The organism is Desulfitobacterium sp. LBE, assembly GCF_007830365.1.
Taxonomy (GTDB): domain Bacteria; phylum Bacillota; class Desulfitobacteriia; order Desulfitobacteriales; family Desulfitobacteriaceae; genus Desulfitobacterium; species Desulfitobacterium hafniense.
Genome location: NZ_VLKD01000001.1, coordinates 3,644,418 through 3,656,373, shown reverse-complemented (window position 1 = coordinate 3,656,373; position 11,956 = coordinate 3,644,418). Strand labels below are relative to the sequence as shown.

At 51.5% G+C, this 11,956-nt stretch carries 16 protein-coding genes; 1 reads left to right on the top strand and 15 read right to left on the bottom strand.

Annotated features, from left to right (window positions below):
- Positions 1-16: 16 nt before the first annotated feature.
- Positions 17-217: a hypothetical protein gene (locus tag DESLBE_RS27475; protein WP_348981684.1), complete on the top strand. Its 201-nt coding sequence runs from the start codon at positions 17-19 to the stop codon at positions 215-217.
- Here the strand turns inward: DESLBE_RS27475 and DESLBE_RS17410 are convergent.
- The 15 genes from DESLBE_RS17410 to DESLBE_RS17340 form a co-directional block, all read right to left on the bottom strand.
- Positions 190-657, bottom strand: a complete 468-nt coding sequence (locus tag DESLBE_RS17410) for a dCMP deaminase family protein (RefSeq protein WP_005815410.1) — start codon at positions 655-657, stop codon at positions 190-192. The genes DESLBE_RS27475 and DESLBE_RS17410 overlap by 28 nt on opposite strands.
- Positions 654-1,283, bottom strand: coding sequence for a uracil phosphoribosyltransferase (upp, locus tag DESLBE_RS17405; protein WP_005815407.1), 630 nt, complete (start codon positions 1,281-1,283; stop codon positions 654-656). The genes DESLBE_RS17410 and upp overlap by 4 nt, the downstream gene beginning before the upstream one ends.
- Before the next feature lie 12 nt (positions 1,284-1,295).
- The gene (gene glyA / locus DESLBE_RS17400; RefSeq protein WP_144677701.1) at positions 1,296-2,549 is read right to left on the bottom strand and encodes a serine hydroxymethyltransferase; all 1,254 of its coding nucleotides are present in this window, start codon (positions 2,547-2,549) and stop codon (positions 1,296-1,298) included.
- A 50-nt stretch (positions 2,550-2,599) separates the two neighbouring features.
- Complete coding sequence (locus tag DESLBE_RS17395) at positions 2,600-3,148, bottom strand: TIGR01440 family protein (RefSeq protein ID WP_144677700.1); 549 nt, start codon at positions 3,146-3,148, stop codon at positions 2,600-2,602.
- A gap of 24 nt (positions 3,149-3,172) precedes the next feature.
- A complete protein-coding gene (rpiB, locus tag DESLBE_RS17390) occupies positions 3,173-3,622 on the bottom strand; it encodes a ribose 5-phosphate isomerase B (RefSeq protein WP_026199035.1) in 450 nt (149 codons plus the stop codon).
- Positions 3,623-3,799: 177 nt separating this feature from the next.
- Positions 3,800-4,246 carry a low molecular weight protein arginine phosphatase gene (locus DESLBE_RS17385; RefSeq protein WP_144677699.1) on the bottom strand — a complete coding sequence of 149 codons (447 nt, stop codon included), beginning with the start codon at positions 4,244-4,246 and terminating at the stop codon, positions 3,800-3,802.
- A gap of 12 nt (positions 4,247-4,258) precedes the next feature.
- A complete protein-coding gene (locus DESLBE_RS17380) occupies positions 4,259-4,846 on the bottom strand; it encodes a manganese efflux pump MntP family protein (protein ID WP_015945496.1) in 588 nt (195 codons plus the stop codon).
- 72 nt (positions 4,847-4,918) lie between these two features.
- A complete protein-coding gene (locus tag DESLBE_RS17375; RefSeq protein ID WP_172625446.1) occupies positions 4,919-5,965 on the bottom strand; it encodes an L-threonylcarbamoyladenylate synthase in 1,047 nt (348 codons plus the stop codon).
- Positions 5,966-5,970: 5 nt separating this feature from the next.
- Positions 5,971-6,828: a peptide chain release factor N(5)-glutamine methyltransferase gene (gene prmC / locus DESLBE_RS17370; protein WP_018307542.1), complete on the bottom strand. Its 858-nt coding sequence runs from the start codon at positions 6,826-6,828 to the stop codon at positions 5,971-5,973.
- Positions 6,828-7,895 (bottom strand): peptide chain release factor 1, encoded by a 1,068-nt coding sequence (gene prfA / locus DESLBE_RS17365; RefSeq protein WP_026199033.1) that lies wholly within the window; start codon positions 7,893-7,895, stop codon positions 6,828-6,830. The genes prmC and prfA overlap by 1 nt, the downstream gene beginning before the upstream one ends.
- Positions 7,896-8,106: 211 nt before the next feature.
- Positions 8,107-8,304, bottom strand: coding sequence for a 50S ribosomal protein L31 (gene rpmE / locus DESLBE_RS17360; RefSeq protein ID WP_011462249.1), 198 nt, complete (start codon positions 8,302-8,304; stop codon positions 8,107-8,109).
- Between the two features lie 146 nt (positions 8,305-8,450).
- The gene (locus DESLBE_RS17355; RefSeq protein ID WP_005815389.1) at positions 8,451-9,143 is read right to left on the bottom strand and encodes a M23 family metallopeptidase; all 693 of its coding nucleotides are present in this window, start codon (positions 9,141-9,143) and stop codon (positions 8,451-8,453) included.
- A gap of 73 nt (positions 9,144-9,216) precedes the next feature.
- Entirely contained in the window at positions 9,217-10,191 is a 975-nt protein-coding gene (gene glpX, locus DESLBE_RS17350; RefSeq protein WP_035214469.1) for a class II fructose-bisphosphatase, read from the bottom strand.
- Positions 10,192-10,446: 255 nt separating this feature from the next.
- On the bottom strand, positions 10,447-11,088 hold the full coding sequence (gene fsa / locus DESLBE_RS17345; protein ID WP_144677697.1) for a fructose-6-phosphate aldolase: 642 nt from the start codon (positions 11,086-11,088) through the stop codon (positions 10,447-10,449).
- An 11-nt stretch (positions 11,089-11,099) separates the two neighbouring features.
- A complete protein-coding gene (locus tag DESLBE_RS17340) occupies positions 11,100-11,954 on the bottom strand; it encodes a class II fructose-1,6-bisphosphate aldolase (RefSeq protein ID WP_015945499.1) in 855 nt (284 codons plus the stop codon).
- Between the last annotated feature and the right edge of the window lie 2 nt (positions 11,955-11,956).

Sequence of the window (11,956 nt, the reverse complement as noted above, 5' to 3'; positions counted from 1 at the left end):
GCCACGCCACGGAAAGCTGCTTAGCGGCGCAGGTGCACCCGACGGAGCGAAGGGCTTAAGCGTTAGTTTTGTCCGCGCAGCTTATGGAGCGACCGGTGTAAAGCAAAATCCTGGAGAACCACCATTTCAAATCTCTTTCAATCTAAAATATGCTGACAGGGCTAGGGAAATCCCTAGCCCTTTTCTGCATTATATTGAATTGGGAAATTCCAGCTGAATAAGTTCCAGCTCAGCCTCGGCCGCCATCTCCAAAGCCAGTGAATCCGGGTAGGGATACAGGAAAAAGACCCGCTTTATCCCGGCATTAATGAGGAGCTTCGTGCACAGCACACAGGGCTGAAATGTGGTATAGATATCCGCCCCATTAATAGAAACCCCGTGCTTGGCTGCCTGAACCAAAGCATTTTGCTCTGCATGGACCGCCCGGCAAATCTCCGTCCGTTCTCCGGAAGGAATACCCAGCTGCTGTCTGAGGCAGCCTTTTTGGGCACAGTGACTCAATCCTGTAGGACTGCCGTTATAACCGGTGCTGAGGATCTGCTTATCCTTGACGATCACCGCGCCCACTTGACGGCGCAGGCAGGTGGAACGTCCGGCTACAACTTGTGCCATCTGCATAAAATATTCATCCCAACTGGGCCGTTCTAACTCTTTCATTTGGTACCAAACAACCGATCCCCGGCATCACCGAGACCCGGAATGATATAGCCGTGGTCGTTTAAATAATCGTCCACTGCCGCCACAAAAATATCCACATCATCATGGTAGTTCTGAACTTCTTTGATCCCCTCCGGAGCAGCGATCAGGCACATCAGCTTGATGCTTTTTGCTCCCCTGTCTTTCAGAAAGGTGATGGCTGCCGTAGCCGATCCCCCCGTAGCCAGCATAGGATCAATGACGATCAAATCACGCTCTTCCACATCGGTAGGGAGTTTGCAGTAGTATTCCACCGGCTTCAGTGTTTCCGGATCCCGATAAAGCCCCACATGGCCAACTTTGGCGGTGGGGATTAATCTCAGCATGCCATCCACCATGCCCAGACCGGCTCTTAAGATCGGAATCAACCCGACTTTGCGTCCGGCTATTGCCTTGGCTGTCATCGTAGCCACCGGGGTCTTTACTTCCACATCCTGCAGAGGAAAATCCCGGGTCACTTCATAGGCCATAAGCATGGAAACTTCTTCTACCAGTTCACGAAAGTCTTTGGACCCTGTATTTTCGTCTCGGATTAAGGATAATTTATGCTGTATCAAAGGATGATCCAGAATATGAACTTTTGCCATGGGTGTCAACTCCTAATCTAGATTTGGGTAGAGCGGGTATTCCGCGCAGAGTGCTGCAACCATATCCCGGGCTTTGGCAGCCCCCGCTTCATTGGGTTCTGATAAAGCAATGTCGATGGCTGCGGCAATCTTTTTCATCGCCAGGGTATCCATACCGCGGCTGGTCACGGCAGGGGTGCCGATGCGGATGCCGCTGGTTACCATAGGGCTGGCCGGATCATAGGGGATGGTGTTCTTATTCACCGTAATACCGACCTCATCTAAAATATACTCTGCTTCTTTCCCTGTCAAGCCTTTAGACCGTACATCCACAAGCATCAAATGGTTGTCCGTACCTCCGGAAACGATGCGGAAGCCTTTTTCCGCCAGAGTTTCCGATAATACTTTAGCATTCTCCACAATGCGTTTTTGATATTCCACGAATTCCGGCTTTAAAGCCTCACCGAAGGCAACAGCCTTAGCCGCGATCACATGCATCAGCGGGCCGCCCTGAATGCCGGGGAAGATGGCTTTATCGATAGCTTTGGCAAATTCTTCTTGGCATAGAATCAGTCCCCCCCGGGGGCCCCGCAGGGTTTTATGAGTGGTGGTGGTTACAAAATGTGCGTAGGGAACAGGGTTTTGATGAAGCCCGGCTGCCACCAGGCCCGCAATATGGGCCATATCCACCATGAAGTAAGAGTCTGCCTCATCGGCAATTTCTCTTAAGCGGGCAAAGTCGATTTGTCTGGGATAGGCACTGGCTCCCGCTACAATCAGCTTAGGGCGATGCTCAAGGGCTAATTGGCGCACCACATCATAATCAATGCGTTCGGTGGCTTGATCCACCCCATAGGCGACAAAGTTATAATACATCCCGGAGATATTCACCGGGCTGCCGTGGGTTAAATGCCCGCCATGGGAAAGATTCATGCCGAGAACCGTATCCCCGGGTTTAAGCATGGCAAAATATACAGCGGTATTAGCCTGGGCGCCGGAATGAGGCTGGACATTGGCATGTTCCGCACCAAAAAGCTTTTTCACCCGCTCCCGGGCCAGATCCTCAACGATATCCACATACTCACAGCCGCCATAATAGCGTTTTCCCGGATATCCTTCCGCATACTTATTGGTAAGAACGGAACCCTGGGCGGCCATGACCGCTCGGCTCACAAAATTCTCTGAGGCAATCAGCTCGATTTTATAGCGCTGCCTTTGTTCCTCCTGGGCAATAGCCTCCGCCACTTCGGGATCCTGAGGGAGAATCCATTCCTTAATATAATCCATATTACCCACACTCCTGCCTCTATAGATTAAACGAGACTTATTGAAAATCATCATACTACGGGGTACATCGCCCTCGGGCCGCCGATCAGCCGCGGCCGGGTTCTGGCCATGGTAAGGTGGGCATGGCCGATTGACTTAATGGAAGGGCGTATGGGTACAACCACCGGCCGCAGGTGCATCCCGATAAAGGTATCTCCTACATCAATCCCGGCATGCCCGCGGATGGTTTCCACCATCATCGGTGCTTGATAGTTCTGCCAAGCTTTAACCGCCATGGAGCCCCCTGCTAACAGGGAAGGGACGACGGTTACGGCATCAAGGCCGTACTGCTCCACACAAGCTTCTTCCACCACCAGAGCGCGGTTCAAATGTTCACAGGCCTGGATAGCCAAATAGAGCTCCCGCGCCCTGACTTTGGCTAATAAAAGGGGAAGAAGGGCCTCTGCCACCTCTTCGCTGCTTGCCTTCCCAATATGTTGTCCCATAACCTCACTGGTACTGCAGCCAAGCACGACGATTTGCCTGGGTTTTAAACCGGCTTGGGCAAAGAATTCTTCTAACGCTTGATTCCAGGCTTTATCCATATCCTCAAAATTCATTGATGATTGCCTCCGTACAGGGAATTAGAGAGTTTCTCCTTTTTCAATAGCGTCGATGAGATCGACCCGACAAGCATGCCGTCCACCGGCAAAAGGAGTTTTAACAAACATATCCACGATATCCAAGGCCAAGCCCAAACCGGTGACTCTGCCTCCGAGAGCCAGGATATTGGCATTATTATGTTCCCGCGCCATACGTGCGGAATAGGTCTCAGTGCAGACTGCAGCACGAACCCCTGGTACTTTATTGGCAGCGATGGAGATCCCTAAGCCCGTACCACAGACCACAATTCCTAAGTCTGCTTTGCCTTTAGTCACTGCATCACCTACATAGAAACCATACCTGGGATAATCCACAGAATCTTTAGTGTTGGTGCCGAAATCCAGAATCTCAATCCCTTGTTCTTCTAAATGGGCACGAATCTCATTTTTAAGTTCATACCCCCCATGATCTGCTCCTAGTGCAATTTTCAAAAGGGACACCTCCAATATCTATAGCAGTTTTCTACATTAATCAGCCAATCCCTGCCTAATACTCTGTAATACTTAAAACTTGCCTTGCCCGGCGAGGAAAATTTTCGCACATAATAGCCATCGCGCCTTAGTTTGTCCATGATTTTTCCAAGCTATGATTACTGAAAGCAGCCTCGTTCAATGCCGCCCCTCCAGGGTTGCTTTGACCTTATGGAGCAAAGCCTCCATGTCTTCCGCACAGCGGCGGTACCGCTCCACACTTCCGCCCCAGGGATCGGGAATATCCTGCTCTTTTCCGTTTCCGGCCCAGCGGCCCAACCTCTTGATTTTCGCGGCAAACTCAGGGAAGGCCCCCTTAAGCTGCACCTCGTGAGCACCGGTCATGGGAATAATCCAATCTGCAGAAGCCAGGATTTCCCTGCGAGCCAAGCGAGCTTGATGTGACGTGAGATCGATGCCTTTTTCCTTTAAGACCTGAACCGCCTGGGCAGTGGCAGGCTTTCCCTCCCAAGCTGCCAAACCTGCGGACTCCACCTGGATATCCGCTCCCAAAATCTCCCTGGCTAAACCTTCAGCCATGGGGCTCCGGCATGTATTGCCGGTACAAACAAATACAATTCGCACGCCCGACTACTCCTATCCCAATAACATCCTTAGACCAATGATCACGAGAACAAAGCCCCCGACGATTTCAGCCCGCTTTCCCAGCCAGGAACCTACATAGCGGCCGAGGACCAAACCGCCCCCCATCATAATTCCCGCTACAGTACCCATAACCAGAACCGTAAGCCCGATGCGGCTGTCCACAGTCCCTAAAGAAAATCCTACACTAAGGGCGTCCAGGCTTACACTGGCTGCCAAAGCATACATACCGATGCCGCTCAGGGAAACCCCGGTGGGCAATTGCCGGCGATTAAGATTTGCTCTGGCTTTCGAAAGAGGAATATATTCCGCCTCCGGTCTCCAGACATGGAAAATCATCCGTCCCCCTAACCAGAGGAGCACCAGGGCACCTATCCCTTTGGCTAAATGACCGAGAAACATTCCCAGAGTCTGTCCTAAAAACAGCCCCCCTAAGGGCATAAAAACATGAAAGACAGCCACCAACAGAGAAAGCCTTAAGGTCATCCTTTTTCCCACTCCTACCAGGCCGATGGCCAAGGCCAGAGAAAAGGCATCCGCCCCTAAAGCAACGGACAGAGCCAAGATCCATGCAAGATTCAATCCCCATTCCTCCTGTTCGAAGGTAGAATACAATATCTCTGTAATTCTATGCCATGGGGGGAGGTTGCATGCTTACACCCGCATAACCCTCTGTCCGGAAGCCTTGTGCAGCCGATTCATGATGGCGAAACCCAGACCCTTTTCGGAAACTCCTTCAGCCAGGATCATATCCATGCCCTGCTCATCACAGAGCCTTAAACCCTGGTAGAGGTTCCCGGCTACCTCTTCAGGATGATGCTCCGATCCTAAGACAAAGAGCAGATCCGGAAGCTGGCTGTGCAGCTCCGGCGCACTTTCCAGGGTGCAGAGAATGCCTACCTTCTTCAACCGGGAATGCCCCTTGCGAAGCTCGTCTTTTATTTTGCGGATCACGTTTTTCCTCTCACCAATAAGCAAGGTCAGTTCCCCCTTGGGGGCATAATGGCGGTATTTCATGCCGGGAGCCTTCGGTGCCTGATCCGGTGCAGGGCGATCTACCGCCACTTCTCCCAAGACTTCCTCCAGCTGCTCTTTGGTGATGCCTCCCGGACGAAGGATGGTCGGCACTTCACCTGTCAAATCCAGGACTGTGGATTCAACACCCACGGCGCAAGGTCCCCCATCCAAGATCAGGGGAATCTTGCCCTTTAAATCCTTCCAGACGTGAATTCCCTGGGTAGGGCTGGGCTTCCCGGAAAGATTGGCGCTGGGGGCAGCGATGGGAACCCCGGCCTCCTTAATGAGCTCCAGAGCCACCGGGTGTTTGGGCATCCGAATGGCCACAGTTCCTAAGCCCCCGCTGACCACATCCGGTACAAAGGCGGTCTTTTCCAGAACCAGGGTCAAAGGCCCCGGCCAAAACTTATCTGCACAAAGGGCTGCTTGAGGGGTCCATTCCTCCACCAGCCTTTTGACCATTGCCAAATCTGAGATATGAACGATTAGAGGATTATCCTGAGGTCTGCCTTTGACTTTAAAAATCTCCTGGCAGGCATGGGCATCCATGGCATTAGCCCCTAAACCATAGACCGTCTCCGTGGGCAAGGCCACCAATTGCCCTTCGCGAATCAGCTGGGCTGCCTCTTTAATCCACTCTGTCTGAGGATGCTGTGCATCGATCGTCACCCGTTTTGTTTGCAAAATTCTCACCTCGCGAAAACTACCCGATCTCTTCCCCCCAAATCCTGAACGATCTGAGTCTGGAAGCCCTGTTGCTGAAAAAGTTCTGCCACCGAATTTCCTTGCTGCCAACCGATCTCGACCAGGATTATACCCTTTTCCCTGAGCAGGGAACGGCCTTCCCCGGCCAGTTCCCGATAAAAATCCAGGCCGTCTGCTCCGCCCAGAAAAGCCATCCGCGGTTCTTTAGCTAGTTCCGGGGCCAGTTCCCCATATTCTGCTTGGGTTACATAGGGCGGATTGCTTACGATAAGATCCCAGCTATCCCCGCGAATGGGTGCTAAAAAATCCCCTTGACGCCATTGGATCCGCACCCCAAGCCGCTCGCCATTGAACCGTGCCACGTCCAGGGCATCCCTGGATAAGTCTGTCCCGACAACTTCAGCCTGGGGCCAATAGTGGGCAATACTAATCGCCAAAGCCCCGCTGCCTGTGCAAAGATCCGCGATATGGGGGGATTCCTCGCTACCTCCCCTATCCGCTGAATGCTGCCATTCCTTTTTTAATTCCAGGACCTTTTCCACGAGGATCTCTGTATCTGCCCTGGGAATCAGAACTCTTTCATCCACATAAAAATCAAGCCCCATGAATTCCTGGTGCTTTACAATGTATTGAAGAGGTTCCCGCCTGGCCCTGCGGCTAATCATCTGCTGATAAGCAGCCTCCTGCTCAGGGCCAAGGGTTTGCTCTCTCTCCAAATAAAGTTGTTCCCGCCTTAAGCTGAGAATATGCCCAAGCAGGAGATCCGCATCCCAGCGCGGATTGTCCACTTGGGCAAGGTTTAATTCCTGCTCTCCCCATAAAAGAGCCTCAATGATCCGCATTATGCCTCCGATTTCAGACGCTCGGCTTGATCCGTAGTAATCAAGGCATTGATCACCTCATCCAGCTCTCCTAACAAGATGGAATCCAGGCGATGGAGGGTCAAGCCGATACGGTGGTCTGTCACCCGGCCTTGAGGAAAGTTATAGGTGCGGATTCGCTCACTGCGATCCCCGGTTCCCACCTGACTACGGCGCTCACTGGCCAATTCTCCCATAGCCTCTTCCTGAGCACGCTCCAGGAGACGGGCCCGCAGAACCCGCAGGGCTTTTTCTTTGTTCTTCAGCTGAGACTTCTCGTCTTGGCAGGAGACAACGGTACCTGTGGGAACGTGGGTAATGCGAACCGCAGATTGAGTGGTATTGACCGACTGTCCCCCGGGACCGCTGGAGCAGAAGATATCAATGCGCAAATCGTTGGGGTTGATGGCAACATCCACTTCTTCCGCCTCGGGAAGCACCGCCACCGTGGTGGTGGAGGTATGAATCCGGCCGCCGGACTCTGTGGTGGGTACCCGCTGCACCCGATGAACGCCGCTTTCAAACTTCAGCTTGCTATAAGCTCCTTGTCCTTCGATAAGGAAAATAATTTCTTTAAAGCCCCCGATATCGGTGTAACTGGCGCTTAAAAGCTCTGTGCGCCAGCCTTGCTGTTCAGCATATTTGGTGTACATGCGATAGAGATCCCCGGCAAAAAGCGCCGCCTCTTCGCCGCCCGCACCGGCACGGATTTCCATAATGACGTTTTTATCATCATTAGGGTCTTTGGGCAAGAGCAGAATTCTCATTTTCTCTTCCAGCTCATCCCGCTTTTCGGTGAGTTCCTCAAGCTCCAGCTCAGCCATTTCCTTAAATTCAGGGTCTAACTTTTCCTCAAGCAGTCCCTGTGTCTCTTCCAGATGTTTCACAACTTCAGAATACTCACGAAAGGCTTCCACAATATCCGTCATTCCCGCTTGAGCTTTGGCATATTTTTGCCATTCGCTCTGGTTGCCGATGACCTCAGGATCGCTTAAGAGCTGGGTCAGCTCGTCATAGCGCCTTTCAATTTCAATTAATTTTCTTTGCATTAATTCACACCTCAAGTAGCCATTTAAATTTAGTATTTCCAAGGCTTCTTGTATTGCATAGCTTAGGTGTCTGCAACCAATCTACCCTCTGCATTGAGTTCCAAGCCTACCGGCTCACTTATTACTGCTCTGCGCAGCCAGCAACTGTAAAGAAAAAGCAGAGCATGCGCTCTGCTTTTTCTCCAGCAACGACCGCAGGCCGTTGTTCATATTACATGCCGTATTTTTTCTTAAAGCGATCCACTCGTCCACCAGCATCTACAAAACGTTGAACACCGGTATAGAAGGGATGGCACTTAGAACAAATTTCCACCTTAATATCTTTCTTTGTGCTGCCGGTAGGAATAACTTCTCCACAGACACAAGTGATAGTGGTTTGTTCATATTTAGGGTGTGTCTTTTCTTTCATGTCGTCACCTTCTTTCCCAACCGAGTCGTCAACTCTAAACATTGTAGCACGTCGGCTTCATGCAGGTCAAGACAAAAAAACAGGGAATGCCTTAAATGTTCTCAAATATTTTTTCATAAAGATTCCTAAAGAATCCGATTATAGTTTTAGATTGGGTTTTGGGGCAAATAGGGCTTGGGGTCCACGGCTTTCCCATGCAGGCGAATCTCAAAATGAAGATGAGGGCCCGTACTTCTTCCCGTATCTCCCGCCAGGGCGATGCAATCTCCCTGCTCAACCCACTCTCCCGGACTCACCAGGATTTTTTGATTATGGGCATAGAGGCTTTGCACCCCATTGCCATGTTCCAAAAGCACAGTCAATCCATAAATATCATGCCATTGAGCCTTGACTACCTTGCCCGCCCGAGCGGCGAGGATTTCCGTTCCATGGGAGATTGCCAAATCGATGCCATGATGAAATTCTCCCTTTCTCCAGCCGTAATCCGAACTGATGGAGCCATAAGCCGGCCAACTCCAGATGAGCGCTGTTCCCCTGGATAATACTTCAGCTGCCTCATGAGTTCCCTGAACAGTCTTTTCCCGAATGGTCAGTGTCGCCCCGGGAGCTATGACGACTGCCGGATTATCCAGCAGAATCTGAGACCTGGTCGTCTGATACTTTTGAGCCAAATCATCAAGGCTTTGCCCCGCCTGGAGCGTGACCACGGAATAGGTAACCCGTTCTTCCTCCTGAGCAAAAGCAGGCAAGGACCAGGCATTAACCCAGAAACAACACATGAACAGGAGAGCACACCCTTTACGACAAAAGCCTCTCCGCTCATGTCCTTCATGATTCATTTTTAAATAATCACCTCAAGGGTAGCTTTACCCATGTCCAGGTAAAAAATACCTGCTGAAGCTGAACAGGCCGCTACACAGCACCCTTCATGGCATAGGCGGGCTTTTTGTCAAAACGATGCCGCGCCTCAATAAAGCGCACTGTCCCCGTTTTTCCACGCATCACCACAGTATGGGTCAGAGCTCCCTGGGAAGTAAAATGCACCCCTTTGAGCAGCGGGCCTTCGGTGATACCGGTGGCTGCAAAGAAGACATCATCAGAGCAGACCAGATCATCCATCGTTAACAATTTAGCGACATCACTGACGCCCAGCTTCTGGGCCCGCAGAACATCCTCTTCATTCTCCGGCCAAAGCCTTCCCTGCATCTCTCCGCCCAGACACCGCAGCGCAGCTGCAGCCAGTACCCCTTCCGGGGCTCCTCCGATTCCCATCATCACATCGACCCCGGTTCCTTCAATAGCACAAGCCACCGCCGGAGATACATCACCATCCGTGATCAGGCGAATCCGGGCGCCCGCCTCCCGGACGTCATGAATGATCTTCTCATGACGGGGACGGTCCAGAATAACTACGGTAAGGTCATCCATACTCTTGCCCAGAGCCCGGGCTACATTGGCCAAATTCTCCTGGACAGGGGCATCCAAGTGTATTTTGCCTTTGGCCAGGGGGCCGACGGCGATTTTGTCCATATACATATCCGGGGCATGCAGGAGACCGCCTTTTCTGGCAATAGCAACCACAGCAATAGCACCGGCTAAGCCCTTGGCGACACTATTCGTTCCTTCCAGGGGGTCCACGGCCACATCCAATTCCGGAGCTTCGCCGCTTCCCACTTTTTCACCGATATAGAGCATGGGGGCTTCATCCATTTCCCCTTCGCCAATGACCACCGTTCCCTGCATACGAATGGTGTCAAAGACGGAGCGCATGGCTTGTACTGCCGCATCATCTGCGGCTTCTTTATTCCCGCGGCCAACCCAGCGGGCCGAAGCCAGCGCTGCTGCCTCTGTAACCCGGGCAAACTCCATGGTGAGTTCCCTTTCCATGGCCATTTCATTATTCATAATGATCCCTCCAAATTTTAATTGAATTCCTAACCTAATCCTAATTCAATGAGACATGAGTTATATACAAACAGCGATTTCGCTATTCATAAGCACTATCTTTAATTGTCCCATACTTTTTTTGCGGATGCAAGGCAGAGTATAAAGTCGAATAAGAAAAGCCCTATCAGCCGAAAATCGTCTGTCAGAGCTTTCATCCCAAGGTGGGTTCATGGCCAACCGCCACTTATCATCCCGCTATTTAAGCTTTTGCCAATCGGCTAAAAACTTCTTAATGCCTGCCTCAGTCAAGGGATGCTTAAAGAGCTGGCACAAAACATTGAAGGGCACGGTGGCATAATCCGCACCGATCTTGGCTGCTTCCGTCACATGAACGGGGTTGCGGATGCTGGCGGCGATGACTTTCGTCTCCAGTCCATGGACTCCAAATACCTTACAAATGTCAGCCAGTAAAAGCAGTCCATTTTCACCGATATCATCCAGTCTGCCCAGAAAGGGGCTGACATAGGTGGCTCCCGCCCGAGCGGCCAGCAAAGCCTGCACCGCTGAAAAAACTAAGGTCACATTAGTTTTAATGCCTTCGGCCTTCAGGACCTTGACCGCTTTGAGCCCCTCTTCCGTCATAGGAATTTTGACGACGATATTGCGGTGCATGGCGGCAAGTTCCCGGGCCTCCCCCAGCATTCCTTCGGTATCTAAAGCAATTACTTCAGCACTGATGGGGCCGTTAACAATCTGCACAAGTTCCTGCAGAAGCTGGTGAAAATCCCTGCCTTCTTTGGCCACCAAGCTGGGATTGGTGGTTATTCCTCCGATAACTCCCATGGCCCACGCCTGCCTGATCTCCTCCGGGTTGGCTGAATCCAATAAAAACTCCATGATATCCCTCCTTAGGCTTTCCCGCTGCTCCCGAAGAGCCGGATCTTCTCCCTGATGATCGCGACGGTGGCTTCACGAGCCGGTCCGAGCATTTTTCTGGGATCAATCTCTTGGGGATGATCAACCATTACCTTACGGGCAGCAGCTACGAAGGCCTCCCGGATGTTGGTATCGATATTGACTTTGCATACCCCCAGGGAAATGGCTTTTTGGATGGCTTCGTCCGGCACTCCCGACGAGCCATGGAGTACGATGGGAACATTAACTCTCTTGCGAATCTCAGTCAGGCGTTGGAAATCAAGCTTAGGAATCCCTTTATATTGGCCATGGGCAGTACCGATGGCAATAGCCAGAGCATCCACTTTTGTCTCACTGACAAAGCGCTCTGCTTCAGCGGGATCCGTAAAGAGAGCTTCTTTCTCACTGACGGTGATATCGTCTTCTGTTCCGCCGATTTTGCCCAATTCGGCCTCAACGGAGATGCCAAGGGGCCGGACTGCTTCGATGACTTTATTGGTTAAGGCTATATTCTCTTCCAAAGGAAGCTTCGAACCGTCAATCATCACGGAAGTAAAGGAGTTTCTTACACAGCTCATAATTTGAGCGAAGCTGGTTCCATGATCAAGATGGAGGGCCACAGGAACACTGGCTTGTTCAGCCGCTAAGCGGGTCATGGCGGCAATATATTCAATTCCCGCATATTTAATAGCTCCCTGGCTCGCTTGAACAATAACCGGGGATTTTTCCGCTTCCGCCGCACTGACAATGGCTTGCACAATCTCCATATTATTGCAGTTAAATGCCCCCACGGCATATTGCCCTTGCTGGGCGTCAAGCAAAAGTTGAGCCATTGATACTAAACTCATTC